Origin of the sequence: Roseimaritima multifibrata (assembly GCF_007741495.1) — a bacterium.
Classification (GTDB): domain Bacteria; phylum Planctomycetota; class Planctomycetia; order Pirellulales; family Pirellulaceae; genus Roseimaritima; species Roseimaritima multifibrata.
In genome coordinates this window covers 4,729,340-4,756,112 of sequence record NZ_CP036262.1, presented here as the reverse complement: position 1 = coordinate 4,756,112, position 26,773 = coordinate 4,729,340, and the positions used below count along the sequence as shown (strand labels likewise).

The window sequence follows — 26,773 nt, the reverse complement described above, 5'->3', positions numbered from 1 at the left end:
TCGTCCTGTGTCAAAAAATCTCTTAAGGAGAATCCCTGTCTGCTGTTAAATTTCCCGGTTGCACCAGTGGTTTCGGGTACTGCTTCAAGTCGAAGTCGCCATGATGAATCTCCCCCGCTAACCTTTCCGCCATACGGAACGACTCAGAATCAACCCAATCAATCCCGTCTTCGCACTCGTGAGCCCATAATGTGAATGGGGCTATTGCACGGCTGAGGAACTCGTGAAGCGTGTTGTATTCCTCTCGGACCTCTGAGGACGCTGTAAACCGTCTGCTCTTGCCTGCCATCTGCTTTTATCCACTAAGGAAGTAAGAATCTCACCGGGACAGAACTTGTCCCACCCTGGTCAAGTAATAGATATCAGTGCCCTTGCAGGTGGGGTGGTACGGACGGGCCTATATATATAGGCCCTGTACCACCCACCATGCTCAAGGTGGGACAGCAACCGTCTAAGGTGGGACGGTCCCACCCTGTCCACCTGTCCCGCCCTGCGTTCAGTCTTGATTGATTGGTGCCAATCTTGTCCATCTATATCCTCCATAAGTGCCTCCGTTGGTCTTGGCTTTTCCCTCTTCGATTTCGCCAAGCTGCATCAACTTCGCCAAGGCTGTTGCCGCCGCCTCATTACTGAGGTCGGCATGTGCACGGATCTTTCGCCTGGTCCATGGTTCGGTGTCCTTGAAGGTTTCACGGATCTTGGCAACGTTCTTTTCCAGTTTCTCTGCCTTCTCTGCTTCCTTCTTGGCTGCCCTGGCTTCCGCCCGTTGCTTGGCATCATCCACCTTTGCCGAGGAACCCTTTTCGGCATTAACGACCCACTGACGGGCCTCTGTCGTAACGTCACGCGTCTCGTCGATATCGACCGCATAAAGGCCGCAATGTCCAGCGGAACCACCTACGGTCAACCAGAGCCGATGTAGGGCATGCTCTGGATCAAAGCGTTCCCTCCTGCCGATCAAGAGCCACTGACGAAAGAACTCAGCCTTACCGGCTCCGGAGACATCATTCAGTTCCAAGGGCTGGAAAGTATTGGCATTGGTAGACCCACGTTTAACATGGTCGACAAGTACCGCTGTGACGCCCCGCTGTTTGCACCTGCCGACGATGGCCTGTAGTTGCTCTCCATTCATCGAAAGGTTTGCCATGTCCTCGCCTGAGAGGCATTGATACAGTGGATCGATCACGACAACATCGGCACCAGACTGGTCCAGCTGATACTCCAGGACCGCTAGTTGCTCCTGGCTTTTCGCACGCGGCACCCAAAAGCCCCAGTGGACGTTGGTGCAAGCCGACAACCAGAATCCTTTCGATTCGGCAACTCGTCGGGCTGTCTCCTGTATGGTTCCCTCTCCAGACTCGGCAGACAGGAACAGCACCCGCTTCGCCTCTGGTACCCAGAACTTCGCAAGGAACCGATCAGGTTTCGCCAAGGACAACGCTAAGTCGATAGCGATCGATGTCTTCATGGACTTGGATGCCCCCGCGATAATCGCGTGCTGACCCTCGACAAGCACTCCGTCAACAAGGTAGTTGGTGGTAATCTCGGCTTCATCAAGCTGCTTGCAGGTCCAAGGCTCACTGATCCCATACTGCCGCATCAGATCACGCATGTACCGATGATCCACGTCCTGTAGATCATCGGTCCCCGCACCGCCCAGGGCCTCTATGAGTTCGTCCTGTCGCCCTGTCAGACGACCCTGCCAGTTCGCAGCGTCAGGGCCGTTCAGTTTCGGGGTCCCGTGAACATCAAGTTCTGCAAAGACTCCGCTGAGATTCATCGCCTCCAGTAGATCGTCGATCGGTACCGCTGCGTCCATGCTATTCATGAGGCACCTCCTTACCCTCTATCGCGGCCATTACGGCTGCCGGATCATATCGCCGACTGTGGCCCAGTAGCAGGCTAGGGATCGCACCAGCGGCCCGCAGTTTGTCCAGGTGTGGCCTGGAGATGGATAACATCTTTGCCATGCGGTCACCATCGACCAGAAGGGTCTGCCGGGACTCAATCAGTGGACGGAGCGCCTCGGTCACTGACTGGGCTATCGCGTCCCGGTCTTCTTGTGCCAAGTTGGCACGGAATTGCAAATCAGGCATGTTAGCGGCCCTCCTGCATCTCGGTGCCGACCATCAAACCAGTCTGTTCGGCAACCTGCTGAGTCCTAGTTGCAGCACTTCGACGGCTGTCGACATAGGCTTGAAGGTCATCAACGGAGTAACGGACAGATCGCCCAATGCGGATTGGTGGTATGGGACCACGCGGAGCAGTCAGGCGAAAGAGTGAGCGTTCGCTCGTGGCGAGCATCTTGGCCGCATCGGCCACGGAAAGTAGCAACGGGCTTGAGATAGACATGAGAGTCCTCTGGGAGTGATAGGTAATGGGTATACCCATGTCCCAGCGTTCGGGCACTGCTGCCCGAACAGTCGTTCTGTCGCCTCCTGTCGCCACTCGCCGTCAGTGTTTTCCTTGTTCCGACAAATTGAGAATATTTTCTCGGCGTTCGGGCAAATCGTCCGAACAGCCGAACACCTGTTATGTGTTGTGGTGCAAAGGACGATGCTGGCTAATGATTGGTTCACCCGCAAACTGCCGGAGGAACGGCAAGAGGGTTTCTCTCTGACAATGAACTTTGTAGTTGCCGTGGTTGTCCCAATGTTTATTGAAAAACCTAGAGGCTGTATCCTTTGATACTTTCGCATTCCTTGCCAATTCGTTCGAGCCGATTGGTCTCCATTCTCCGACGCTATCTTCACTGCCTTTGGAACGTTTTCTGTACTTGTGGTGCTCCACCATCGCAGCCATCAGCAGGAGCTTCTTCGAGTTGCTACTTGAACTCTTACTCCCAGCTTTCGCCTTGCCGGTCTGCGTTCGCTTGGCCGATGGTCCGGACTCTTGACACAACTCGTCAGTCCGTCGACGTATTGCAGACTGCTTCTGCGACTCCCTTTCAATCTCTGCTTCCTTGTCTGTCTGGTGATCGGCCCAGGCGTCAACAAACATGCTGTCGACACGTTCCTCCAAATCCTCAATAGACTCTTTAGCTGGTTTGCCCTGCGTCAATCGACGCGCGAAGTTCTCGCGATCAAACATCAGATTCCCCTACTTGTTAGAAGGCCCACGGGCATCGGCGAGATAGGGGATCGCCGACGCCTCGCAGGCGAAAGCCTGGGGAGCTAACCCAGGTGTATGTAGACTATTGATTTTGAACCGGTGTCGCAAACGGTTTTAAATCCGTGCCAAGTTGGCACAAAACTCAGGGGCAGCAAAATTGACTACGATCGGCAGGCGTGATGAACAACTACCAGTTGTGGCGGGCGGGTGAATCGGATGACTTTCAATAAATTGGTGATTGACGCCATGTTAAGGAGTCTGATCGTAGCACTATTAACACGTCGTGCGTAATTTTTGGGTGCTTACTTTGTTGGTCAGTGGAGACAGAATGCCGCGTAAGCAATTTCTCGAACTATACTGCCGTAGAAATTTGGGACAGTGATTACTAGGTGCAAGCCGCCGAATAGCAATTTTCTGGGAATGAGTAAATAGGCATGGCGGGAATTGGATATCGACCGGAAATTGACGGTCTTCGAGCATTTGCTGTTATACCTGTCATTCTTTTTCACTTAGGCCTGAGTTGGATTCCTGGCGGCTACATCGGTGTTGACGTCTTTTTCGTAATCTCCGGTTTCCTGATTACTTCGATCATCAAGAGGGAACTTGACCAAGGTACGTTTTCGTTTCGTGACTTTTGGGCACGCCGGATCCGACGAATCTTGCCTGCGATGACCTTCGTGACTGCCGTCACGCTTGCCGTTTCCTATGTCTTTGTATTCCGGCCTGACCAGCAGGCTATTGGTCAGCAAGGCATAGCAGCCCTGTTGTCCTTTGCAAATATTTATTTCTGGCAGAGCATAGGAGACTACTGGGGAACCGCCGCTGAAGAATCTCCGTTTCTCCATGCTTGGTCACTGTCCTTAGAAGAGCAGTTCTATCTGTTCTTTCCCCTCGCAATGTGGCTGATTTTTCGGTTGCGATCGAGGTGGATTCAAGGCTGCATCTTGACCGCAACTATTGGCAGTCTCGTCCTTTTCCTTGGGGGATTGCACGATTATCCGAATGCGACGTTTTACTTATTGCCAACCCGAGTCTGGGAACTTGGTACTGGCTGTCTACTGGCGGTGTCGCTTAACAAGCAATCGCCTAAAAATTCAAACTTCGGAATTTTCGCCGTTGCTGGTCTAGGAATGGTCGTCACTTCTTATTTCTTCATTGACAAACTCAACGGCGGCTTAGGGTTAGCTGTTGTTGGAACGGCATTGATCATTGCTTTCGGGCAGACTGGACTCTGCAATGTGTTGCTGTCTCAACGCTCGGTGGTTCACATTGGCAAGATATCTTACTCACTCTACCTCTGGCATTGGCCGATTCTAGTACTCGCACCGCATCTAGGGTTTGGATGGCTTGGCCCTTTCGAAAGGATAGTTCTGGTTGTTGGAACCTACTTTTTTGCTCTTGGAACCTATCACTTCGTTGAGAAACCAACGCGGCGAAGAAGGGAGACTGTTCCGGTCGTACTAGCCGCCAGTATGTTGTTGGTGGTCATAGCCTCAATGATGGCGACTACCTTACGGCTTTACGATACGTCAAATTTTGCTGAGGCACGTTGGGTCACTTATGACGTTGACCCACGTCCTGGAAGTATCCTCCCCTCGACGCTAGCATGCAAAACGGTCCACGTCAGGCCTGGGAACACATCTGACGCGTACTATACCGGTGGAGTTGGTGTTCGGGGAAAGTCAGAGGATCCTGAAATTATCGTTCTAGGGGATTCTCACGGTGTTATGTGGAGCGATGCAATCGTGTCGGTCGCACGAGAGGAAGGAATCTCCACAAGATGCTTTGCGATGGGCGGGGTGAGTGCGTTCTTTCATATTCCTCCCACGCTTGGTAAGTCAACCCGACAGCTCTCGAAGGAAGAACTCCTGCGATACAGTGAAGCGAGGCTTGCTTATATAGAAAAATGGAACCCCCGCTTGGTTATCATCGCTGATTGGTGGGGAAAGAGAGCCGAGCAATCTCAATCGCATGCCCTGCTAGCTATTCTTAAAGCACAAGGAACACGGGTATTGTTGATTGAAGATCCACCAACTTTGCTCGATGTCCATAATCAAAATGTGATGCAATTGCTTGCCGCTAAGGGAGTCGAGCCCCAGGATGGAATTCAGCATTTTATGCCGTACTCACTAGAAAAAGATGATGTCGGCCGGAAGTTAGTTCGAGAGTTGGCTGCGTCTTATGACCATGTTGAGTATCTACCGACTTACGATCTGTATGCTCACGACGCTGGAGCTTTAGTCCTGGACGGAAAACAAGTTTTTTATCTCGATGAACATCACCTCTTGCAGGCCGGTGCGCAAATGATCAAACCTCGATTGAGAGATAAAATTTTGGAAATACTTGCAGACTGAGTTCATTAAATTTGCGAAGGTGATCGTGAGCAATTTCTGGGACGGGTAAATTGAGAGCAGCGAAGTTCCGCAGTTGCTCGAAGGAAAAGCGTGGTTAGCTGTGCCGCAAAAGGTAAATGATTGTCTGAGCACATTTACCATCTGATCTTCTCCTTGTCTTCGATAGGGTGACGCCCCATCGGGCAAAAACGAACCGCCAGAGGCCCAGGGGCAAAGAGTTGGCGATACGTCGCCGAGACAGGTCATTGGAAAAATGACGTGCGTTCTCGGCGGGTAATGTTAAAGAGAGTGCCGCCGCTAATGGGAACCCTGGCGGGCTTCGGAGATTGGCGTTTCTGCAAGTGGTCCTGTGCCAACTTGGCACGGATTCGACAGCGTTGATTTATTCGGTCGTTGAGACGATCGATCGTTCCTGTCGTCGTTCTGGTCATGATGAGCGCTGCGGAGTGGCCCGTTTCGGCATGGTCTCAGGTACTCGTTCCTCGCACACTGGCACCATGCCTCCACTCCATCTACGGCTGCCTAGTACGCATTCCCTTCTGTCTATGCTCGGTCCGCTTCGCGATGTTCAGGAGTCAAGCGGTTGCCGGACTGCGGTGACAGTCCCTCTCCGCCAGTCCCTCAACCTGTTCGTCCTGTGGTGCTGGCTAGGTCTAACTGTTTGCGTTCCGTTCAAGGTTAGATGGCGGACACGACCTGTCACCTCCGCCGCCCTCTTGCCTGTCGGATGGCATCCACCGTTCGCCTAGGCTCACTCCCGGTCTCTAGGAGCGGCGTTCGGCATCCATGCCTCAACAGCCCTTATCGGCATCCTGCCTCGTTACGGCGTGCGTGCCGCGGCCCCTGTTGCGGTTCGTGCCTCACACGCTCCAGGCTTGCTGTCACTGCGTTACGCTCATCCTTCGCTTCACTGGGCACGCCTTCACACGCACGGCTCCGCATCGTTGCACTCGCTTCGGTCGCTCGCTCTGGCCATCCATGGCCTCCGCTCCCTCCTGGCGTCCTGCCTCCGTGCGGTCTTATGGGGCGGCATCCGTGACCGCCCTCGTTCCGTTCTGACGGCCCAGGGATTACGGCTGGCGTGGCGAGTCGTTTGGTTTCAGTGTGTTTCCACCGCCGCCGTTTCGGACTGGGGAGGTCTGCGGGGTTACGGTCGCGGGCTGCGTTATTTGGTTCTGGTATGCGTATTCGCGACCAGCTTGCATCTAGTGTCGCACTGACATCAGGTAGCGTGAGGATACACTATATCGCTGAATTTATTCGCCTCTCGACTTTCTTCGCGCCCTTTGCTTCAAGACTTAGGGCCTGAACATTAGTCACTTAATAAACGCCTTTTGGGACCTTGCCTGCTATGATGCCTGACCCCGATGACCGCACCTGGGATTTGTACAGTGATTCGCTTTTGCGAACGAGCGACGATGCTCGTCGCTCGTGGTTGGTTGCGATAACATCAACAATCACTATGGCGTTATTTTTGGGACCTCGTATGCCATGGACCGCCGAAGTTACAGTCCTCGGTACTTCTGTCCCAAAGTATCTAGGTTGTTTATGCTTATCACTCTTGATCGTTGGTTCCTTGTTATTCTGCCTGCATTCGCTTCGTCGCGGAAACAAAATACTACAAAGGATGTTGGCTCGACCGAACGAGCTTGAAGCGGTCAGTCTTTCTGGCCTTTTTTTTGTGCACGTTGATAAGTCGCCTAGAACCTTTGTCTTGACTCGACCGCTTCTTGAGCCTGACGTTTCACTGTGCCTGACCTGCCAGATCACGATAAACATCGTTGTGGGCATATTGCTTTTGGCAGCGGCCTTTCCTCCTGGCGAAGGAAGTCTATCGATACAGATTGTCGCAATTGCAATATGCAGCGTAATCTTTATGTCTGTCTGGATGTTGACATCGCAGGTTAAGTGCGAGCATCGAGACATTGAGGCTTTGATTCGTGGTATTCCCCGCTATCTCGATGCAGGGAACCAGCGAGGGGTTGGCAGTGAGCCAGCAACTCCTCTGCGAAATGAGACGCAAGCCGAACCTCAAGAGATTGCCGAGATCGAGTCGTGATCGCGTGGCAGGGAGGGTAGCATCTGTGCCAACTTGGCACGGATCGTGCCTAGGCCAGTGCGTCCCGGCAAACAGGACGCATTGGCGAGGGGTCGACCGCCTACTTCACACGTGGCAGTAGTTCACGATTCGTGCAGCCTTTGTGACCTTCATAGTCCCAGTAGTCGTTTAGACCTTCAGCCATTAGGTTTAGGTGCATTTCGGCAGACGGTCAGTTGGAGTCTAGTTCTTGCTACTAGAGCAAATGCAACATCTGAAATAGTTGCCGTCACACAGCGTCCCCAATAAGAAACCTGTATCTCGGAGTACTTATGAGAGTGTTCGTTAGCTCAACGGTTTACGATTTAATAGACGTGCGAGCAGAGCTTAGTCAGCAATTGCGCAATCTTGGCGTGACACCTGTGCTTTCTGATGACAAGCTCTCTGATTTCCGTGTCCAATCGGATGCGAATTCAATTGAGACTTGTCTGTCCAATGTCGCGTCTTGTGACGAAGTGATTCTTATATTGGACCGTAGGTACGGACCACGATTGGGGAAGTTTGGTTTCGAAAATGTTTCCGCGACCCATCTCGAATATCGCCGGGCAGTTGAACGCGGCATTCCCGTCCACCTATTCATTCGCGATCGGCTCGATGCGGACTACGCCGTCTGGAAAAAAAATGGCAAGGAAGGTTCCGTTTCACTTGCTTGGGTAGAGCAAAAGGATCTTGGGCTTTTCGAGCTCCTTGAGGAGCATTCACAGCTTGCTGCGGGCGATAAATCAAATTGGTTCTTTACGTTTTCGAATTCGCTCGACCTTAAGGCAGCAGCAAGCAGGTACTTCAAAGTAAAACTATTGCCGCACCATCTAGTGGAAGCTATTGAGAATAACAAATTTCCCATTTTTGACATTCAGTTCGACTGTGACAGTGAAGGGTTTGACGCTCCTTCAGTGCTAAAATATTCAACGAAACTTACAAATGTTGGGGGGGTGGCGGCGTTCAATTTTTATGTCCGATGGGAACACATGGACGACAACGGGACGAGATCAATCGTCGTGCCTGGACAGACTGTCTTGATGACGTCGTTGGTCAAATTTCGCGGCGCAGAGGAAGGCCAAGGATTTTATCTGCTCGCAAGTTACGAGAGCCCGTTAGGTATCGCAGTGCATGATCGGTATGAGATCAAGGCGAGTGTTCGTGGCGGAACATTGTTTAGCTCAGGCACACTTGTGTCGCGAAAATACAGACGAACCCCTAAGGTGACGCTAGAAATTGAAGAGGCATAACCAGCAAGTTTTGGGTCCCGCGAGGAATGGGCCAAAGCTCTGTCCCACAGCACCTCAAACACCCTCGTTGGCCTCGTGCTGACCATTCGCATCTGTCACATCGGCAAGCGGTAATGTCCCGGTATCCAGCATGACACTGAGCGGAGGGGTAGGTTGCATCGCGAGCTGTCGACGCCCGAGGCTTACCTCGGCGGTTTGCATATTGAACAAGGTTCGTAAGCTGATTTGGCTCGGCTCAGGGGGATCGGCTGTCTCGATTTGGCCAGATACTTGCACCCATCCGAGTGATATTTAGATCCGTACTGTGTGATGTAAACCTGAATGTCCGTTGTCCGGATCGATTCGGCATTAACAGGGATCGCTGTCTCAATCCTTTCCCCATTTCGGAAGTCCCAAGGGGCAACCTTACGGGCGTCCTGCCATAACCCTGCGTTCTCCCCTCGTGCAACCTGTTGGGCCTGGGCTAGGCGGATATCCTTGCTGTAGTCCACATAGTGCCATGCGAGACCTGCAAGGATAATCTCACGGTTCAGCCAGCGATCGCCATCGTCGACGACGTACACATTGCCCAGGAAACGTCCGTAACGGTCCTTCTCTGTAATCTCTACGCGAAGCGTCTTGCCGGAAACTTGCTGCGTCAGCCATACCTTGGCGGCTGTTCCGAACCTCTGACTACTTTCAGGAGCATCAATCCCGACTAGCCGGATCGTCCTAGAATCTCCCTCTATCGCATCGATCTGGATCGTGTCCCCGTCCATGACCCGGTTTACCTTGCCGAGCACGACTTCTGCTTCAGGGTCAATTCTTGGTGCTATAGCGTAGGCGACATAAACCTGATCTCGTTCGCTGAGCGTCTCGATTGGTAACGCAATGTTTTTCCCGCTGTCAGCTCGTTCCAGTTGAACATGCGTTGAGTTGACATTCCCCAGGGTCGCAATGACTGAATGAATGCCCGCCTTATCTATCCAGGTCCTGTTGCCCTGCTTAGGCAGCGATAACCCGCTTTCTGCGAGAGCTTCCGCTGAGGGGGCTGTTGCGGTCGCAAACATAGACTGCTGCTGATCGGAGTCCTCCGCGACTTCAGCAACGGCGAGGGCTTCCATCGATTTGGCAGCATCCAGAGCCTCAGCAAGCTCGACTGTCTCCAGGATCTCGTCAAGTTCAGGTGTCTCTGAACCTGCGTCACTGGAAGCATTGCTTTCGATGGCAGGAAGCTCTGACACCATGGCGTCTGGTTCTGTCGCAATCGTGGAATCGACAACGCTGTGTCGGACATGACGATGCGGAGTCCCCGAGAAAGAGAACAGGACAAACAACAGCCCACAGCATCCCAAGGCTGTTAGACCGAGTACCGAAAGGATTCCTAGCAATACCCAATCGACAGTTCTGGAGCCGTTGGACGCTGAGCTTCTGTTTCTGTTCAATGCTGCCACTGAGGTGCTATTGATGAAGATGCCTTCTCAAGGACACGCTGAGTGCGAAACGTCGCGGTGGGACGCCAGTGACGAAAGACAAGTCCAGGCGTTAGCGTGTGTCCAAGCCTGCAGTTTAGTCAGCTTGGCCGTCAGGGGAATCAGTGGGCACCCACAATTCTTACTGATAATGGCTTGCGACTCTGTCTAATCAATGGTCCCTCTCACACGGCCCCGTCAGGTCTGATGGCAATGGTGGCGATTAACCTCGCTCGTCATCCATTCTGAGCCACGCACACGCCTGGCAGAGCGCCGCGGGCCAGTAATTGAACTGCCTGCCCTGTCTCTTGCTGCAGTCCTCACAGAGCCCGTCAGGGGACTTCTTCGTGGCGTTCACTGTTCCACCCCCTGGCTTATCATTCCCCTCATCACTGCCAGTACCTTCTCTCGCTGCAACCGGTTCAGTTTGTGCCAAGTTGGCAAGAATTGATCGGTCTGGTCGTCACTGTTACCACCGGTGTTACCACCATCGGGGACAATGTCCGAATCTACTAGCGTTTCAGCGGGTTCTTCGAGTCCTGGTTGGGCTACTGAGCCTCCAATCCCTAGTGTTTTGGAGGCTTTTTTATTGGCTTTTGAGCGTCTTGCTCGCCCGTTCGGGCTCCAAAGGCTCGAGAAATAAGCAGCAATGGCACCGCCGATTGTGCGCAGTCCTGTTTTGGGTTTCGTGTGACCTTACGTAGCCGTCGGCGCACGGGCGATCCAGTAGTCACGGAGCACCTGCAAAGAAAGTCCGGCAGCCACCCCCAAAAATAGCCAAGCCAAGCACCGGCAACGTAACCAGAAAACGCCTCCAGTAGCTCCGCCCACCAAGCCCATGGAAGTCTTTTCTCAAGGAGCGGAGTCACCCACAGCAATTTTCCGCCGTACCAAAGCATTGGTCTTCACGCGGTCGTTCTAAATGCAGTTGGGATGCGCGGTCGAATGAACAACCGCGAAAGACGCGAAATACGCGAAAGGGATTACGGACAAGGCGGTCTCAATGTGGTTTCGCGGTTCCAAGTTCTGCACACGAAAGCAATTTTCCTTGCTGAAATGGTGCATTGTCTTTTCGCGTCTTTTGCGTTTTTCGCGGTTGTTCTAAATGCAGTTGGGATGCGCGGTCGAATGAACAACCGCGAAAGACGCGAAATACGCGAAAGGGATTCCGGACAAGGTGGTCCCCATGTGGTTTCGCGGTTCCAAGTGCTGCACACGAAAGCAATCTTCCCTACTGAAATGGTGCATTGTCTTTTCGCGTCTTTTGCGTTTTTCGCGGTTGTTCTAAAGGCAGTTGGGATGCGCGGTCGAATGAACCACCGCGAAAGACACGAAATACGCGAAAGGGATTACGGACAAGGTGGGCCCAATGCGATTTCGCGGTTCTAGGTTCTGCACACGAAAGCAATCTTCCCTGCTGAAACGGTGCATTGTCTTTTCGCGTCTTTTGCGTTTTTCGCGGTTGTTCTGAATGCAGTTGGGATGCGCGGTCGACTGAACAACCGCGAAAGACACGAAATACGCGAAAGGGATTACGGACAAGGTGGTCCAGATGCGATTTCGAAGTTCTAGGTTCTACACACGAAAGCAATCTTCCCTGCTGAAATGGTGCATTGTCTTTTCGCGTCTTTTGCGTTTTTCCCGGTTGTTCTGAATCCAGTTGGGATGCGCGGTCGAATGAACAACCGCGAAAGACACGAAATACGCGAAAGGGATTACGGACAAGGTGGTCCCAATGTGGTTTCGCGGTTCCAGGTCCTACACACGAAAGCAATCTTCCCTGCTGAAACGGTGCATTGCCTTTTCGCGTCTTTTGCGTTTTTCGCGGTCGTTCTGAATGCAGTTGGGATGCGCGGTCGGATGAACAACCGCGAAAGACGCAAAATACGCGAAAGGGATTCCGGACAAGGCGGTCCCAATGCGATTTCGCGGTTCTAGGTTCTACACACGAAAGCAATCTTCCTTGTTGAAATGGTGCATTGTCTTTTCGCGTCTTTTGCGTTTTTCGCGGTCGTTCTGAATGCAGTTGGGATGCGCGGTCGGATGAACAACCGCGAAAAACACGAAAGACGCGAAAGGGATTACGGACAAGGTGGGCCCAATGCGATTTCGCGGTTCTAGGTTCTGCACACGAAAGCAATCTTCCCTGCTGAAACGGTGCATTGTCTTTTCGCGTCTTTTGCGTTTTTCGCGGTTGTTCTAAATGCAGTTGGGATGCGCGGTCGAATGAACAACCGCGAAAAACACGAAAGACGCGAAAGGGATTCCGGACAAGGCGGTCCCCATGTGTTTTCGCGGTTCCAGGTCCTACACACGAAAGCAATCTTCCCTGCTGAAATGGTGCATTGTCTTTTCGCGTCTTTTGCGTTTTTCGCGGTTGTTCTATTTGCAGCTGGGATGCGCGGCTGGATTGATTTTTGGGGAACTGCTTGATTTGATTTGTAGCGGTTTACCGCTTTCTGGTGACAGGTTGGTGCCCGTTTTTGGATTTGGGCGTTGAGCTTACCTGCCGCCCTAAGTTGTTTTTAGGCAATGGATTAGAGGAGATGGTTGCTCTGTTTGGGAGTGATTTTCGGGGGCTACGTTGGAAACGGCATCGAGTCAGTGGTTACGCTCGTTATTCGCGTGTTCGTGATCGGTTTCTCTCTGCCTTAGCTCAGTCTTGGGCTCGGATTTACTCGCTTTTCCGCCGCTGCCGCCTGTTCGAGTGGCCGAAAGGTTGGTTCGATTTTGGGGCTGGATGACCTGATCGGCCGAGTTCCATTCCAAGACTCCTTCTCTTGGTTGCCTGCACCGGCTAACGTCTTACCGCTGATCTCTCCGATTTCGTGTCGAGTATTGGTGGCGGCTGACGACTGCCGAATAACTATTCTGACAATACCGAGGAAACGAACGGATGCGGAGCGGAAAAGAACTATTGATTGCCAGTCGGCAGTACGCATCCGAGCAGCGTTGGAAAAGTTGGTGGCACCTCTGGTCGACGTTGACTCTGGCGGTCACTTTTCTGGCTATCGCCTGCCTTCCCTTGCCCTGGTTTGTCTGTGTCACCAGTAGCGTCCTGGCCAGCCTTGTGTTGATCCGGTTGTTCATTATCTACCATGATTACATGCATGGAACGATTCTGAGCGGCTCGCGTGTTGCCGGTGGCATCTTGCGACTGTATGGCACGTTGGTGCTCAGTCCTCCGTCGATCTGGAAGCATTCCCACGACGAACATCACAAGAACAATGCAAGGCATTTTGGGACGACGTTGGGGACGTTTCCTGTGATGAGTACCTCCGATTACGCTCAGGCTACCCCGTTGCAGCGTTTTCACTATGCCGTGTCGCGACATCCACTCACACTCCTCCTGGCTTACGTGACCATCTTCTTTTGGGAGATGTGTCTGCATGCGTTCTTGATGAACCCCAGGAAGAACGTTGACGGGGCACTGGCGATCGTGTTGCATATCAGTATTGCTGTTGCCATTGGTTTTGTTTCGATTCAGGCGTTGCTGCTGGGAATGCTCTTGCCGATGGCGATCATCACGTGCATAGGCTCTTATTTGTTTTATGCGCAGCACAACTTCCCCGGCATGATTCGTCGTGAGGGGAGCGAATGGGATCACGTCTACGCCGCGCTGCAGTCGTCCAGCTTTATGAAGATGGGCGTGATCATGCGTTGGTGTACTGGGAACATTGGCTATCACCATGTGCATCATTTGAATGCCAAGATTCCGTTTTACCGGTTGCCCGAAGCAATGGCCGGCATCCAGGAACTACAATCGCCCGTCGTCACCACGCTGCACGTCCCGGACATCATTCAGTGCATGCGACTGAAACTCTGGGACCCCCTAGCAAACCGCTTGCTAACCTTCAGCGAAGCCAAAGAATTGGCCTAATCGTGAAGTCGTAAGAAGCGTCTTCGAATTAGAGCAACCGCAAAAAAACGAATCGATTGCACCTCAGCAATCCTTTGGCAGAGTTGTTGGATCATCAACCGCGAAAGAATCGATAGGGCATTGTCTTTCCGCGTTTTTTGCTTCTCGCGCGGTAGTCTCAAATGAAGTCGAGATGCGCGGTCGATTAATAAACCGCGAAATACGCAAAATACGCGAAAGGGATTATGGGGCAGGCTGTTTTGGTTTTTAGCTTTTGCGGAAGGGCGTGCGATCGGCCGATCCAATTTTCCTTGTTGAAAACGGGCATTCTCTTTTCGCGTATTTCGTGTTTTTCGCGGTTGTCCTAACTGCAGTTGGGATGCGCGGTCGATTAATAAACCGCGAAATACGCAAAATACGCGAAAGGGATTATGGGGCAGGCTGTTTTGGTTTTTAGCTTTTGCGGAAGTGCGTGCGATCGGCCGATCCAATTTTCCTTGTTGAAAACGGGCATTGTCTTTTCGCGTATTTCGTGTCTTTCGCGGTTGTCCTAACTGCAGTCGGGATGCGCGGTCGATTAATAAACCGCGAAAGACGCAAAATACGCGAAAGAGATTATGGATCAGGCTGCTTTGTTTTTCTCTTTGGCGGAAGTGCGCTCGGCCGCCGCATTCTTCCTTGTTGAACACGGGCATTGTCTTTTCGCGTATTTCGTGTTTTTCGCGGTTGTCCTAACTGCAGTCGGGATGCGCGGTCGATTAATAAACCGCGAAAGACACGAAATACGCGAAAGGGATTATGGATCAGGCTGTTTTGGTTTTTGGCTTTTGCGGAGGTGACTGCTTTCAGCTGCTCCATTCTCTCTTGTTGAAATGGGGCATTGTCTTTTCGCGTTTTTTGCGTCTTTCGCGGTTGTCTTCATTGCAGTTGGGATGCGCGGTCGTTTAATAAACCTCGCAAGGATGCTACTGGTTGAAACTCCATGGGCTGCGACACGCATCCCTTCTTTTCGGCTCTGCAGCAGTGCTTTGGATTCGTGACGCTGTGCACGAGTTTGGCGTTTGCTTGCTTTTGCGGTCTGCAATTCGTACACTCGACTAGCAATTTCAGTCATGCCGCATTCGGTGAAAGATCGCGATGTCAACAGAGAATCCATACTCAGCTCCTGCGGTTGTAGAGAAGCTTGTATCTGGTGGCGATCGGGAACGCCTTCGAAAGATCGCTACCGCTCAACGACATGTAAACCTTGCCGTTTTGTTTTATCTTTGTCTCTTTCCTTTGAACATTGCCGTGTCAGCCATCGCGGGTGATACCATTTGGGCGGCTTTGATTACGCTGGTTGCTGTGCTGGCGGTGTTGGTTTATGGAATGGTTTCGGTTTTTTGGTTGGCTTCACTGTTTCGCGGAAAAGTAGTGGCTGTCTTATACGTGCTGGGACTTTTCGTGCCACTGCTGGGGCTTGTTATATTGATTGTGATCAGCTCCAAAGCCACGACGATTTTGAGGGCAAATGGCATTAAGGTCGGCTTGCTGGGGGCAAACCCGAAGACGATCTAGAGTTTGGCAGGTGGCGTGATCTGAAGATAAAACCTTGACACTCGACGGACGCGGGCGGCGCGGGATTGCCGCTGAGGCGTTCGCCCCGTCTCGTTGAATTTCTTCGCTATTTGAATGTAACTTGCATGGCTGACATATCGCCGCCAGACGAAAATGATTCGCGGTCCACGATGCGACGCAGGTTCGTTTGGTTGTTATACGGGGTGACCGCGCTATGGGGCATTGGGCAAGTCGTTGTGCCAAATTCGGGCTCGCTGTACTGGATCGTTTCCGTGTTACTGGGCGTGGCCGCAACTTGCTGGGTCGTTGAGGATATGCGGATACGCGGCCAACGATTCTATCCGGTCGTTCCACTTATTTTCTTTCTCGTGTGGCCGCTTGCATCGCTTGGCTATTTGATCTGGACTCGTCGTTTTCGCGGGCTGGGCCTTTGGCTACTGCATTTAGTCGGCTTGATTGCAACTGTAGTCATTGTGTTTTATCCAACGGTGCTTCTGCTTTACTGGTTGGGGGTGATCGACGTCACACCCGACGGAACAATTCAACATCTTGACTAGCCCGTTAGTTGCATCGCGATGGCGGCGCTCGTACGTTTAGTGGTGACCGAGCGATGTTGATCCTCAGACGGTTGGCATTCGGTTGGGCTGCTGCGGACGATCGCTAGTTCGCCGCCGCGTCAGGAAGGGCTTGTCGCATGACACATAGGGTGCCTGAACGTTGCGCATGACTTGCTAATTGCGTCGCAGCGCTCGGGAAATGACTGACGGCTTGCGATGTAGGGCGGAGTTGAACTCCGTGTACGAATCACCGTGCCAGCGTTCAACTCCGTCCTGTGTCTTATTGCTTTCGCGCAAGCGGGAGGCGACAGATGTTTCATGGCCGTTCTTTCGTGAGCCCTTTAACGCAGTGGAGATTTGTTGCCCACTGCCTGCAAAAACCTTCTTTTATCCGATTCCAAATACGATGAATGATCGACGTAACTTCCTCCGGAGTGGTCTCGCTTTGGCCAGCTTGGCAAACTTGACGGTCTTTGCGAGTGCTCGGGAACCAGGGGCGACCGCTAGGTCGTCTGCCGCCGAAGGATACGGATATCGCTTGCCTGCATTTAAGCATGGTAGCCGTCTGCTTTTTCAAGGGGATTCGATCACCGATATGAAGTGGGGACGCAATCAAAAGGATCGAAATCACTATCTCGGGCACAGCTACGTCTTTCTGCTTGCCGCGCGTCTTGGAGTCGATATGCCGGAGGCGGAGCTGGATTTCTATAACCGTGGAATCAGTGGCCACAAGGTCGGAGATTTACGCGATCGTTGGCTGGCGGATGCAATCGACATGAAGCCTGATCTGCTCAGTATCCTCATCGGCGTTAACGACGTTGGAAGGAATCTTGATGGCGTGGACGTCGATAAATGGGAAACCGACTATCGATTCATTCTTAACGCTAGCCGCAAAGCGAACCCGGAATTGAAGCTGGTTTTGCTGGATCCTTTTGTGTTGCCCTCCGGCCGGTTGGCTCAAGAAGCCATGTTCAAAAAGTGGCGTGATCAAGTCGAACGTCTGATACCGATTGTCGGTAGGCTTGCGGAGGAATTTGATGCGGTGCATGTTAAAACTCAGGACGTGTTTGATGCGGCTGCCGAAAAAGTTTCTCCGGAACATTGGTTGTGGGATGGTGTGCATCCGCTTCCGCAGGGGCACGAATTGATCGCACGGAACTGGCTGTACGAAGTCAGCGCTCGTTGGGGGACGGCATGAGAAAGAGAGGGAGTGCATTTCCTCTTGGCAGCATCGGCATCGCTGGCGTATCGGGCGACGGCAATATGCGGATGCTGAAGCGTAACGATTCCTGTCTGCAAATTGTTGCTCGAGGCCACCATCGTACGTATGCTGAGGTTTAACAAAATTGCCGCCAATTCTACGGATGGTCACTGCCTGTCGCGAGTGAGTTCGCAGAAGCGTTGTATAGGATCAGTAAAGCATGTTTCGTATCTCGATGTTGGTAACCCTACTTGTTATAGGTCCTTCGATATCCATCGCAAAAGAACCCGCGGACACCAACTACGACGAGTCAAAAGTTCCTGCGTACGAATTGCCGAACGCATGCATTGACAATGCGGGCCAGCCGGTTGGTCGAGACGAATGGGTTGCTTATCGACGGGCAGAAGTTCAGCGGTTGTTTGAAGATTCGGTTTATGGAGCTACGCCAAGTCAAAAATTGTCAGTGCGGTACGAGCTGGTTGAGTCCGATTCGAATGCACTTGGCGGTGCTGCGACTCGTAAACAAATCGCCGCGTTCTTCGGAGATGAAGAATATCGGATCGATATCTTGGTGTACCTTCCGAACAACACGGTAGGGCCTGTCGCGGGATTCGTTGGTTTGAATTTCAGCGGAAATCATACGGTCCACGCTGACCCGGCAATCATCGAACGAGACACGGGGAAGGAGCGCGGCGCGTATGCAAGTCGCTGGCAGGTAGAAAAGGTTATCGGGCGAGGCTATGCACTCGCGACGGTTCACCGCGATCAGGTCGATCCAGACAATTATCGACATGATTTCACCGATGGAATTCATCCTCTGTTCTATCGGGAAGGCCAAGCAAAGCCTGAACCTACCGAGTGGGGTTCCATCGGTGCTTGGGCTTGGAGTCTATCACGGATTCTGGACTATTTGGAAACGGACGAACAGGTTGATGCGTCGAAGGTCGCGGTGATTGGCCATTCGAGACTCGGGAAAGCAGCGCTTTGGGCTGGGGCACAAGACACTCGTTTTGCGATGACGATCAGTAATGATTCCGGTTGTGGCGGAGCGGCACTTTATCGGCGCTGTTATGGAGAACGGATTCATCACATGCTCAAACCCGTTGGTTATTGGTTCTGTACTAATCATCACCAGTACCAGCAGAAAGAAGCGACGCTTCCTGTCGATCAACACATGCTGATGGCGCTTATCGCGCCGCGACCGCTCTACGTTGCGAGTGCGACGAACGATCGTTGGGCAGACCCGAAAGGTGAATTCCTCGCCGCGAGGCACGCGAGCCCGGTTTATCAGCTCTTCGATAAACCTGCTTTATCGCAGGATAGACTGCCCGCACCTGATCAACCGATTCATACAACCATCGGGTATCACCTGCGAACAGGAGCTCACGATGTCACCGCGTTCGATTGGGAGCAATATCTTAAGTTTGCGGATCGGCATTTCAAGAAGCGATGATGGTTGCGTGAAGAAAGTGTGATTGGATCTTTAATCTTCAACGTCCAGCGACCAAGTCCCGCGTGCACTGGTGCACACCTAGGATTGGTGGGCTTGTTTCTCTCGGTGTTTCTTAAGTCGAGTTTGAACTTTTAACGATTCATTCCGTTGTTCCGACGTCGAACTGTCAATCGGTAAGGTTTGGATGGAATGTTCGTTCCGCTTAAGTCGCGGCGCTAGGTGTAATAGGGCTTGAGCGTATTGCTTGCATTGCTTGCAGCAGCCGAGAGATCTAGGATGTGGATCGCTAAAGCGGTTGCGAGCCAGGTGACGTTTGCAACAGCTTGCAGCCTTTACGCGGCGTTTGGGCTCGCCCGTAATCGGCTGAGAACCGGATCGTTTCACCGATTTTGATCCCGTTGCCGGGGTGCGATACCAAGGTTCTGGCGCTACTGACAAGCTCTTCACCTCTATTCACACAACGAGAAAATTTCATGATCGATTCTAGTCGTGCTGGCATGATCGTCGGCTTCCTCGCCGTCTCTGCGGCTTGGGCGATGACTTCTGGCGACCGTGTTGTTCACGCGCAAAGCGAGACGCCGACTCCTGCTTCCATCAACACTCCGGACCAAGTGAAAAGTCCATTTGGAATGCTGGAGTACCAGGATGGTGCGCCTACCGAAGCAACCGCCAAAAAAGTGAAAGACATCCTGGCGCTCAACAACGCGATCGACGTTTACAACAACAGCTTTCGCGGTGCTTCGGCGTACGCGATCGCTCAAGGCCTGGAAGATATGGGGGCAACGGATAACAGCATTGCCATCTTCTCCGATTTGATGGACGCCAACTCGCTGTTCCTAACTGCGAACTGCGATACGATTTATTACATCGGCGTCATCAATCTAACCGATGGACCGATAGTTATCGAGCAACCGCCGGCGGGATTGGGGACTATCAATGACATGTGGTTCTCGTGGATCATTGATATCGGTCGACCTGGTCCCGATCGCGGCAAAGGGGGCAAGTATTTGATCGTCCCACCAGGTTACGAAGGGCCTCTACCGGAAGGTGGCTATTTTGTCGCCCACTCGCGAACCAATCGCGTGCTTTATGCTGGCCGATCGTTCCTGGTTGATAATGATCCAAAGCCAGCGGTTGAGAACATCAAGAAGAATATGAAGGTATACCCGTACGCACCTGGTGGCTACGGAACAAGCATTGCGGAAGCGCTTGAAGGAAACGTCAAGCTAGGGGAGAACCCACCCGTGCCGGAAACCAAATTCGTCGAAGCGTCGGGCAAATCGTTCAACACGATCCCACCAAGCGATTATGGCTTCTATGAGATGGTCAACGCGAATGTTCAGCGGGAACCAGCAACCAGTTACGACGTTGAACTAGCTGGCCAATTGGCGGCGATCGGCATTCAACACGGCAAGCCCTTTAAACCCGATGCCCGGTTGAAAATGATCCTTGCCGATGCCGCCGCGGTTGGTAACGCTGCAGGTCGCGTCTTGAATTGGCGGTATGCTACGCTTCATCCCGAATGGGCATATTATCCCAACTCGCAGTGGGGCAATATGCTGTTCGAAGGAGGGGCCTTTTTCGAAACGCCTCCGCCCGCTTACGCGGACGGAATGTTCAAACCGTACGCACCCACCGGCGCCCGAACGCTCGATTCTCGAACGGCGTTCTATTATGCATACACGCTGGATTCGCCTGGGATGATCATGCGAATTCCCGGCGTTGGTTCCCAGTACCTAATGGATTTCCTTGATTCCGAAGGGCTGCCCTTTAACGGAGCCAGTACCTACAAAGTCACGCTTCCCAAGGGTATTCCCGCACGTGCATTTTGGTCGTTTACGCTATACGACAACCAATCGCGTTCGATGTTGCAGACGCCGCAGAAATACCCTCGTGCTGGCAGCCAGACCTACCCGTCTCCTGCCGCGACGGCTGAAGCCGACGGTTCGACCGTCATCTACTTCGCGCCGCAACAACCAGAGGGCGTCGAACGAGGTAACTGGATTCAAACCGATCCCGAAAAGGGCTGGTTCACCATTCTGCGGCTTTACAGCCCATTGCCTTCTTTCTTTGACAAAAGCTGGCAACCAAGTGAGATCGAATTGGTTGAGTAATCCATCGTGATTTAGTCGATTGGCAACCACCTGCAAATTTAGGCAGAGCCATCGCCGGCCTTCGGCGATGGCGGTTGTTGCGGTGACGGATGGCATGCGTGTCGTCGGGCGGTAGAACATCGTGTCCGCCGCTAAGCAACATCAGCCCCACCATGCTTTTTGTGATTGGGGATTCGCAGCGTCCGGTGCCGCGAACGCTGCGGGCGCATTCTTAATCGCGATGGCAGGCATTGCTTGGCCAAGGGCTCTCGAACGGATTGTTTCGTTCTGAGCGATATCCCGTTGCTTTCTTTTCGTGCAACGCACCCATACCTAGCAAGAAGATGTGGTCAAGAAGATGAGTGGGATCTTTGTCTGTTTTCTTGCCAACAGGCCGAGCTGGGAACCAACCGGCGGTGAAGATTGATATGCCAGTTATCGATAAGGATTGTCTGACGTTTGGTCCCAGAACCGGCGGTTTGCATCGGAGGCGCTGTTGCCGGGCAAGAGCATATCTCGGACGGCGGCGCAACCTGCCATGCACATGGTTGCCAAGATAATGAAGGCGATCGCTTTTCGCATCGGTATTCTCCTTTACTGGCGTTTACACGATTTCTTTTTCTTGCGTCAAACCCAATTTCAGCCTTTTGCTTGAGCGGGGGGGGACACCGTCCGGTACATTGGTGCCATCGCGAAGCCGAGCTGGCCGCGTGAAGTGTGGTGATTCCAACACCGAACGCAAATTCGCTGCCTATACTGAGAGCTATGAGCAAATAAAAGTCGATGCCAAGTCTCTTTGCGATGATTCGTGGCTCTGCTGAACCTGCCGTCTTAAATTGACTTCTCTGTAATCTGTAGGAAATGAATGTCAGCCCACAAATTTTGCTTGGCTCTTTATACGACGTCTTTCGCTTTCCTGTTTTTCGCTTGGAACCCCAGTTCAGTAACCGGTAACGAAGGGGAAGCGAACGTTGCCCCCGCGACGATATCGATTCCGACATTTGATATTTCGGATGAGACCGAGCGTCACTCGGTCGTTGCGCAAGGAACGACTGAAATTTATCAGGGGCACCCCTGCACTGTTTTGCTTCCGGATGGCAAGACGATGTTCTGTACCTGGTCGATCAATCACGCGGGGTACCTTGGTCCGCTTTCGCGTAGCGATGACGGTGGCAAGACTTGGAGCGGTTTGCTGGATGTCCCGGCAAACTGGACTCAGGTTAGACAAACCACTCCTACGATTCACTATCTGGTCGATCCCGAAGGTGTCGGACGGATCTTTGTGTTTGGTGGCCGTGATTTCGAAGGGCGTTTGCGTCAGGCGTACTCGGAAGATGGCGGAGTGACCTGGACTCCGATGAAGGATACTGGTTTAACCGCGGAGTGCGCGCCAAAGACGATCATGTCGTTTGATGAAGGAAAACGTTTGGTGATGTGGTGCGATCGACGTGGTCCGTTTGCACTCAATCGGCCCGATGCGGATCCCTATATTTGGCAAGCCGAATCGCTTGATGGTGGGCTTACGTGGTCGCCGGAGCGGCCGGTGGTTCGGACTCAGTCGCGTTGGGGGCAACCGGCGGTCATCAAGTCACCCGACGAGAAGCAGTTGTTGATGGTGCTTCGCAACGAAACTTTCCACTCGCTGTTTTCGGTCAGTGATGATGGGGGCAAGAACTGGAGCAAGGTGCGACCTTTGCCGGCTGCGTTGACCGGTCACCGTCCAAAGATGCTTTACGCTCCGGATGGACGGCTGGTCATGGTGATGCGTGACACTGCAAAATCGTCGAAGACTCACGGCCATTTCATTGCCTGGGTTGGTACGTACGAAGATGTCGTCACGAATCGAGAGGGGGAATACAGAATCAAATTGTTTCACAGTAACGCCGCAAGTGATTGTGGCTATTCCGGATTCGATTTGCTTCCCGATGGGACGTTTGTCGCCACCACCTATGTCAAGTATCGCCCAGGGCCAGAGAAGCACTCGGTCATGACCACCCGGTTTAAACTGGAAGAGATTGATCAGAAAGTACCGATGGAATAGAGCAATATCCCGATGCAAAATCTGACGAATCCGAAAATGATTTGGCTAAAAGGTGGTCTGTTCATCGGGATGGGAATCCTAGCGTCTGGATTGCTGCTCGCCAGTCGTCCGGATTTGCGGTCGGTAGTGCTTCTGGCGATTTCGATCTGGGCGTTTTGCCGTGCCTACTACTTCGCGTTCTACGTCATCGAACGATACGTTGATCCGAGCTACCGTTTTGCGGGACTCGTCCACTTTGCTCGGTACGCTCTGTTTGGGCACCCGCCTGACTAGCAGGTTGAACGCACCGAGAAGGATCAGGTGGCTTTCTGTCGATACCGGATTTTTCCGATGCGAGGATTGGTGATAGAATGCAGGGGCGTTTGGCAATGAACCCCCCAGCGAGTTCTGGCCGCAATATTCGACCGTGGCGTTGCGTGGCGCGTGTTTCTCTTTTAGGTGCTGAAGCGATGTCTCTCTTTAAAACGCGTTTGCAGGCGATTGGCTTTTTAGCTGTTAGCGTCTTGGTGGTCAGCGGATCTGTGGCATCGATTGTGGTGGCGGAGCTGTTTATGCCCGATAACGCTGCTGGACAGGAAGGGGTGGCGACCTTCTATCGTTGTTTTACTCCGCTGCTTGTCGTCTGGTCGTTGCTCGGCATCGCAGCGTTTCTGGCGATGCCCGCGAAGCCGCATCACGGGTGTTCAGAAGAATAGGGTTTTTGGCGTTTGGGGCTGGCGGAGAGCCGCATATCGATTGCATAAGTGGATCGCCGCCAATAGTGAGTCCGCAGGGGCAAGCCCGGAAACGGAACTCTTTCGGTAGCCTGTGGGGTAGGAGCGTCGACACAACGCATTCCAAACCAAGCGGGGCGGAAGCAATCCATGCCGATTCGGAGCCAGACTTCCGTTACCTATAAATTTCACGTCCCGAGCAAAAAGGGCATTCGTCACGCGGGGCCGGATGAGTTCAGAGCGATCTGGTCTTGTGGGTGTTTTTTTGTTTTGTTGCTGCTTGCCGGGCCGGAGAGCTTGCACCCTGCCGCTAAGAAATCTTAGCGCTTTGGGCTCCATAGCAAGTGCATGTTTTTTGGTCGCTATTTTTCTAGTGCTAATAGCACCAATAGACAGCTGCCGTCGTCGATGACGTTCAGTCCGGCGGAGCGAGCTAGTCGGCTGGCCTCGGCATCTTCGGCGCCTGGTTGGAACCAGATATTCAAGACGCCTAGTTCGATCGCTAATTCGGTCAACTGTCGGGAAACGATTGGAGGGGTAACGACTGAGAGCGATTCAGGCAGCGTGGGGAGGTCGCTTATCGCTGTGAATGCGGTGATCCCTTCGACTTGATCTGCTTTGGGATTTAGCGGCGCTACGTCTCGGCCCGATTCTTTTAACGCTCGGAAAACTTTGTTTCCGTACTTCTGCCGATCGGTCGATGCCCCGGCGACGGCATAGCGTTTTGCCGCCAGAAAAATTTGTGGAGAATTCAAGCGAAAAGTCCTGTGCAAAAACGAACGGATGAAAACGAGGAAAACCTTTCCTCTTCCGTCAGTTTAATGCCTAGGAATCGTCGCGAGTATGGCGACGTCGGTCTCCGGGAAATGCACTCACATCCATCGCCCGTTTGAGAGAGGGTTCATCTAGCGAGATCGTTGAATGGATGTCGGCTAAGGGACCGTCCTTTGGAGCGGTTTCTTCTGGGGTCGCCGATTCGGCGGTTTGAGATCGCTTTGCTCTTCGCGGCTTTTTCGAATCGGTTTTTGAGGCTCCCTTCGTCTGGACTTCCTGCCAGATTTCGTGCAATTTCGGTTTTCGTGAAGCGATCACCGGTTGGATATTGCGAACCGTGGGAGTCTCCTTCGGCGAAGAAGGAGTCGCTTCCGGTTTGGACGGCGGGGTCGTTTCATTCGAAGGGGGCGTTTCCGCAGGGGCGGAATTCCCTGTCGCTGTCGTATCCCGGTAAACAAGCGGGGGTAGTTTCGGATTGGTTGGGGAGGCGTTGGGAACGCTGGCCGTTGGATTGGTATCGATTGCCCGAGATTGAGCTGCGTCCGATTTCAGCGGGGCTGGTGCGAATGCTGGCGGAGCGGCGGGCTGTTGGGATGGCGGATTGTTTGGGGCGATCTGGTCGCTGGCACGCCGACCTACAGGCATGGGCATGACGGTCGCGGGAACGTCCGATTGCTGTGGGGTTCCGGGAGATCGATTGGCGCGTCGGTCGACACCGGGAGGCACTGCAGAAGCGGAAACGCTGCCGCCCCGATCGGTTGCACGACGCCCACTGATGATGTCCGACCAACGACGTCCACGCCCTGTTGTATTTGGTCCGGGAGCCACTAAGAAAACAGCACCAAGCCCAAACAGTAGGCCCGCCGTTGCAGAGCCTATCGTCAAAATACTGCCAGAGGTTCCGATCGGGCTGTCGGAGACAACCGGCGGTCCCAGTTCGGCAAGCAGATTGACCGAAGTTGACGAAGCACTGCTGGCTTGAGCTTCGGTCAAAGCTTTGTCGGCTTGGGCGAGTAAATCGGTGCGATGTTTGACTTCGGACGCGAGGTGTGCATAGTCGGCACGGACGTGTGCCAACCGATCTAGGCGTTCGGTAAGGCGTTGTTGTTTCTGTTGAAGTCGTTTGACTTTATCGCGTCCAAGAGTCAGTTGAGGCTGCATCGCATCCACGACGGCCCCGGTTTCTTTCTGTAGTTTCTGGCGGATTTCGTTTTCGGTTTCGATCGCTGCACGCAGGCGTGGATGCACGTCGGTATACCGACCGGAAAGTTGCGAGGATTCCAGCTGAGCTTGGATCAGGCCGTCTTTCATGCGGAGCAGGCTGGGTTGTGCGCTAAGTAAATCGCCACCGGAGACGAGAAGTTTTTGTGGATCTTCGCGACCGGCGACCAATAGCTGATGCAACGATTCCAGCTGTTCCAGTTCCAGTTCGGCAGCCTGTTGTTCACGCAAGGTCTCGTCTAGCAAGCGTCGTCCACCGCCATCGCCAAACGTTTCGCTTAGGCTTCGCAGGTCGGCGAGGTCACTTCCAAAAGCGATTTCAATTTCTTTTAGTTCGGAAGTCACATCGGCCAATTTTTCGGCGGCCAGTTCACGGGCTTGGCGAAGTTCTTCCACGATGCTGTCGGCACGCAGTTGCCGGACGGTGCGCAGCCGGTGTGCGAGGCTTTCGTAAACCGCCTGACATAGTTTGGCTGCCCGTTCGGGAGTCGTCGCTTGAGTTTGAAGGTAGACGACTTCGGTGTTTCCGAATTCACTTCCTTGTGGGGCCCGAACATTGACATGGTGATTGGCAATTCCACGGACAAGGCTGCTTGATGGCCACTGCGGATCATCGCTCCCGTCTTCGGGACCGATTGCGCGGAGGGCTTCGGCGACGACTTCGTAGTTGGTTGCCATTTCCAGAATCGTTTCCTGGGCTGCTTTCATTTGGGTTTGGCTACCAAATCGGCCGAGTCGTTCCACCGATCCGGTCGCTTCATCGCGAAGAACCAGTGGTTGGCTGGCCGACCAATAGTCGCTGCTGAAAAGCGCATACCCTATGCCGAAAACCGTGAATAGAACGACGGTTCCCCCCCATAGAGGTGCGTATTGCGTCAGCGTTTTAGAAATATGTTTCCAAGGAAGCGGAGCGCTGGAGTCTGTCATTCGATTTGCAAAAACGTTTGTAGGCAGAATAAATTGTCGACGCGGACGTAGCGACTCTGAAATCTAGCTCACCACTAACGAAACGGGAGAAAAAGTCGCCCAGTCGCGGCATTGGATTGTGATTCGCAGGAGAT

Annotated in this window: 22 protein-coding genes; 12 read left to right on the top strand and 10 right to left on the bottom strand. The window is 53.0% G+C overall.

Annotated elements, in window-relative coordinates; genetic code table 11:
- Positions 1–496 precede the first annotated feature (496 nt).
- From FF011L_RS17205 to FF011L_RS17190, 4 genes are all read right to left on the bottom strand, one after another.
- Entirely contained in the window at positions 497–1,828 is a 1,332-nt protein-coding gene (locus tag FF011L_RS17205; RefSeq protein ID WP_145352833.1) for an AAA family ATPase, read from the bottom strand.
- Positions 1,821–2,096 (bottom strand): MerR family transcriptional regulator, encoded by a 276-nt coding sequence (locus FF011L_RS17200; protein ID WP_246109476.1) that lies wholly within the window; start codon positions 2,094–2,096, stop codon positions 1,821–1,823. Before FF011L_RS17200 ends, FF011L_RS17205 begins: the two co-directional genes overlap by 8 nt.
- Position 2,097: 1 nt before the next feature.
- Positions 2,098–2,352, bottom strand: a complete 255-nt coding sequence (locus FF011L_RS17195; protein WP_218932702.1) for a helix-turn-helix domain-containing protein — start codon at positions 2,350–2,352, stop codon at positions 2,098–2,100.
- A gap of 180 nt (positions 2,353–2,532) precedes the next feature.
- A complete protein-coding gene (locus tag FF011L_RS17190; protein WP_145352831.1) occupies positions 2,533–3,090 on the bottom strand; it encodes a hypothetical protein in 558 nt (185 codons plus the stop codon).
- A gap of 455 nt (positions 3,091–3,545) precedes the next feature.
- Between FF011L_RS17190 and FF011L_RS17185 the strand changes: the two genes are divergently transcribed.
- The 3 genes from FF011L_RS17185 to FF011L_RS17180 all read left to right on the top strand — a co-directional run bounded on the left by FF011L_RS17185 (position 3,546) and on the right by FF011L_RS17180 (position 8,792).
- The gene (locus tag FF011L_RS17185; protein ID WP_145352830.1) at positions 3,546–5,465 is read left to right on the top strand and encodes an acyltransferase family protein; all 1,920 of its coding nucleotides are present in this window, start codon (positions 3,546–3,548) and stop codon (positions 5,463–5,465) included.
- 1,354 nt (positions 5,466–6,819) lie between these two features.
- On the top strand, positions 6,820–7,524 hold the full coding sequence (locus tag FF011L_RS26415; protein ID WP_218932701.1) for a hypothetical protein: 705 nt from the start codon (positions 6,820–6,822) through the stop codon (positions 7,522–7,524).
- A gap of 311 nt (positions 7,525–7,835) precedes the next feature.
- Positions 7,836–8,792, top strand: a complete 957-nt coding sequence (locus FF011L_RS17180) for a DUF4062 domain-containing protein (protein WP_145352829.1) — start codon at positions 7,836–7,838, stop codon at positions 8,790–8,792.
- Between the two features lie 182 nt (positions 8,793–8,974).
- On the opposite strand, the gene FF011L_RS17175 is transcribed toward FF011L_RS17180, so the two are convergent.
- On the bottom strand, positions 8,975–10,162 hold the full coding sequence (locus tag FF011L_RS17175) for a thermonuclease family protein (RefSeq protein ID WP_145352828.1): 1,188 nt from the start codon (positions 10,160–10,162) through the stop codon (positions 8,975–8,977).
- 2,977 nt (positions 10,163–13,139) lie between these two features.
- Between FF011L_RS17175 and FF011L_RS17170 the strand changes: the two genes are divergently transcribed.
- Positions 13,140–14,123, top strand: coding sequence for a fatty acid desaturase family protein (locus FF011L_RS17170; protein ID WP_145352827.1), 984 nt, complete (start codon positions 13,140–13,142; stop codon positions 14,121–14,123).
- Here FF011L_RS17170 and FF011L_RS17165 read toward each other — a convergent pair.
- Entirely contained in the window at positions 14,120–14,797 is a 678-nt protein-coding gene (locus FF011L_RS17165) for a hypothetical protein (RefSeq protein WP_218932699.1), read from the bottom strand. The two genes, FF011L_RS17170 and FF011L_RS17165, sit on opposite strands and share 4 nt — an antisense overlap.
- Positions 14,798–15,239: 442 nt before the next feature.
- On the opposite strand from FF011L_RS17165, the gene FF011L_RS17160 reads away from it, so the two are divergent.
- From FF011L_RS17160 to FF011L_RS17145, 4 genes are all read left to right on the top strand, one after another.
- Positions 15,240–15,659 (top strand): hypothetical protein, encoded by a 420-nt coding sequence (locus FF011L_RS17160; protein ID WP_145352825.1) that lies wholly within the window; start codon positions 15,240–15,242, stop codon positions 15,657–15,659.
- 125 nt (positions 15,660–15,784) lie between these two features.
- Positions 15,785–16,216, top strand: a complete 432-nt coding sequence (locus FF011L_RS17155) for a hypothetical protein (RefSeq protein WP_145352824.1) — start codon at positions 15,785–15,787, stop codon at positions 16,214–16,216.
- A 406-nt stretch (positions 16,217–16,622) separates the two neighbouring features.
- Positions 16,623–17,414, top strand: a complete 792-nt coding sequence (locus tag FF011L_RS17150) for an SGNH/GDSL hydrolase family protein (protein WP_145352823.1) — start codon at positions 16,623–16,625, stop codon at positions 17,412–17,414.
- A 223-nt stretch (positions 17,415–17,637) separates the two neighbouring features.
- Positions 17,638–18,870: a glucuronyl esterase domain-containing protein gene (locus FF011L_RS17145; RefSeq protein ID WP_145352822.1), complete on the top strand. Its 1,233-nt coding sequence runs from the start codon at positions 17,638–17,640 to the stop codon at positions 18,868–18,870.
- 286 nt (positions 18,871–19,156) lie between these two features.
- Here the strand turns inward: FF011L_RS17145 and FF011L_RS17140 are convergent, their stop codons facing one another.
- Entirely contained in the window at positions 19,157–19,345 is a 189-nt protein-coding gene (locus tag FF011L_RS17140; protein ID WP_145352821.1) for a hypothetical protein, read from the bottom strand.
- On the opposite strand from FF011L_RS17140, the gene FF011L_RS17135 reads away from it, so the two are divergent.
- The gene (locus tag FF011L_RS17135; protein WP_218932698.1) at positions 19,344–20,984 is read left to right on the top strand and encodes a DUF1254 domain-containing protein; all 1,641 of its coding nucleotides are present in this window, start codon (positions 19,344–19,346) and stop codon (positions 20,982–20,984) included. The two genes, FF011L_RS17140 and FF011L_RS17135, sit on opposite strands and share 2 nt — an antisense overlap.
- A gap of 414 nt (positions 20,985–21,398) precedes the next feature.
- Here the strand turns inward: FF011L_RS17135 and FF011L_RS17130 are convergent, their stop codons facing one another.
- A complete protein-coding gene (locus tag FF011L_RS17130) occupies positions 21,399–21,545 on the bottom strand; it encodes a membrane or secreted protein (RefSeq protein ID WP_145352820.1) in 147 nt (48 codons plus the stop codon).
- A gap of 283 nt (positions 21,546–21,828) precedes the next feature.
- Between FF011L_RS17130 and FF011L_RS17125 the strand changes: the two genes are divergently transcribed.
- The 3 genes from FF011L_RS17125 to FF011L_RS17115 all read left to right on the top strand — a co-directional run bounded on the left by FF011L_RS17125 (position 21,829) and on the right by FF011L_RS17115 (position 23,699).
- Positions 21,829–23,004, top strand: coding sequence for a sialidase family protein (locus tag FF011L_RS17125; RefSeq protein WP_145352819.1), 1,176 nt, complete (start codon positions 21,829–21,831; stop codon positions 23,002–23,004).
- Positions 23,005–23,016: 12 nt separating this feature from the next.
- Positions 23,017–23,277 carry a hypothetical protein gene (locus FF011L_RS17120; RefSeq protein WP_145352818.1) on the top strand — a complete coding sequence of 87 codons (261 nt, stop codon included), beginning with the start codon at positions 23,017–23,019 and terminating at the stop codon, positions 23,275–23,277.
- A 176-nt stretch (positions 23,278–23,453) separates the two neighbouring features.
- Positions 23,454–23,699, top strand: a complete 246-nt coding sequence (locus tag FF011L_RS17115; protein WP_145352817.1) for a hypothetical protein — start codon at positions 23,454–23,456, stop codon at positions 23,697–23,699.
- A gap of 380 nt (positions 23,700–24,079) precedes the next feature.
- Here FF011L_RS17115 and FF011L_RS17110 read toward each other — a convergent pair whose 3' ends face one another.
- Together FF011L_RS17110 and FF011L_RS17105 are read right to left on the bottom strand one after the other, a co-directional pair.
- Positions 24,080–24,472 (bottom strand): CoA-binding protein, encoded by a 393-nt coding sequence (locus FF011L_RS17110; RefSeq protein WP_145352816.1) that lies wholly within the window; start codon positions 24,470–24,472, stop codon positions 24,080–24,082.
- A 70-nt stretch (positions 24,473–24,542) separates the two neighbouring features.
- Positions 24,543–26,639 (bottom strand): GumC domain-containing protein, encoded by a 2,097-nt coding sequence (locus FF011L_RS17105; RefSeq protein ID WP_218932697.1) that lies wholly within the window; start codon positions 26,637–26,639, stop codon positions 24,543–24,545.
- Positions 26,640–26,773: the final 134 nt, after the last annotated feature.

Excerpts from the sequence above, each read along its gene's own strand:
- FF011L_RS17120 (WP_145352818.1), top strand. The coding sequence starts at position 23,017 with ATGCAAAATCTGACGAATCCGAAAATGATTTGGCTAAAAGGTGGTCTG.
- FF011L_RS17150 (WP_145352823.1), top strand. The coding sequence starts at position 16,623 with ATGAATGATCGACGTAACTTCCTCCGGAGTGGTCTCGCTTTGGCCAGC.
- FF011L_RS17140 (WP_145352821.1), bottom strand. The coding sequence starts at position 19,345 with ATGAAATTTTCTCGTTGTGTGAATAGAGGTGAAGAGCTTGTCAGTAGC.
- FF011L_RS17180 (WP_145352829.1), top strand. The coding sequence starts at position 7,836 with ATGAGAGTGTTCGTTAGCTCAACGGTTTACGATTTAATAGACGTGCGA.
- FF011L_RS17200 (WP_246109476.1), bottom strand. The coding sequence starts at position 2,096 with ATGCCTGATTTGCAATTCCGTGCCAACTTGGCACAAGAAGACCGGGAC.
- FF011L_RS17115 (WP_145352817.1), top strand. The coding sequence starts at position 23,454 with ATGTCTCTCTTTAAAACGCGTTTGCAGGCGATTGGCTTTTTAGCTGTT.
- FF011L_RS17125 (WP_145352819.1), top strand. The coding sequence starts at position 21,829 with ATGTCAGCCCACAAATTTTGCTTGGCTCTTTATACGACGTCTTTCGCT.
- FF011L_RS17135 (WP_218932698.1), top strand. The coding sequence starts at position 19,344 with ATGATCGATTCTAGTCGTGCTGGCATGATCGTCGGCTTCCTCGCCGTC.
- FF011L_RS17195 (WP_218932702.1), bottom strand. The coding sequence starts at position 2,352 with ATGTCTATCTCAAGCCCGTTGCTACTTTCCGTGGCCGATGCGGCCAAG.
- FF011L_RS17155 (WP_145352824.1), top strand. The coding sequence starts at position 15,785 with ATGGCTGACATATCGCCGCCAGACGAAAATGATTCGCGGTCCACGATG.
- FF011L_RS17165 (WP_218932699.1), bottom strand. The coding sequence starts at position 14,797 with ATGCCCGTGTTCAACAAGGAAGAATGCGGCGGCCGAGCGCACTTCCGC.
- FF011L_RS17145 (WP_145352822.1), top strand. The coding sequence starts at position 17,638 with ATGTTTCGTATCTCGATGTTGGTAACCCTACTTGTTATAGGTCCTTCG.
- FF011L_RS26415 (WP_218932701.1), top strand. The coding sequence starts at position 6,820 with ATGCCTGACCCCGATGACCGCACCTGGGATTTGTACAGTGATTCGCTT.
- FF011L_RS17130 (WP_145352820.1), bottom strand. The coding sequence starts at position 21,545 with ATGCGAAAAGCGATCGCCTTCATTATCTTGGCAACCATGTGCATGGCA.
- FF011L_RS17105 (WP_218932697.1), bottom strand. The coding sequence starts at position 26,639 with ATGACAGACTCCAGCGCTCCGCTTCCTTGGAAACATATTTCTAAAACG.
- FF011L_RS17185 (WP_145352830.1), top strand. The coding sequence starts at position 3,546 with ATGGCGGGAATTGGATATCGACCGGAAATTGACGGTCTTCGAGCATTT.
- FF011L_RS17190 (WP_145352831.1), bottom strand. The coding sequence starts at position 3,090 with ATGTTTGATCGCGAGAACTTCGCGCGTCGATTGACGCAGGGCAAACCA.
- FF011L_RS17205 (WP_145352833.1), bottom strand. The coding sequence starts at position 1,828 with ATGAATAGCATGGACGCAGCGGTACCGATCGACGATCTACTGGAGGCG.
- FF011L_RS17170 (WP_145352827.1), top strand. The coding sequence starts at position 13,140 with ATGCGGAGCGGAAAAGAACTATTGATTGCCAGTCGGCAGTACGCATCC.
- FF011L_RS17160 (WP_145352825.1), top strand. The coding sequence starts at position 15,240 with ATGTCAACAGAGAATCCATACTCAGCTCCTGCGGTTGTAGAGAAGCTT.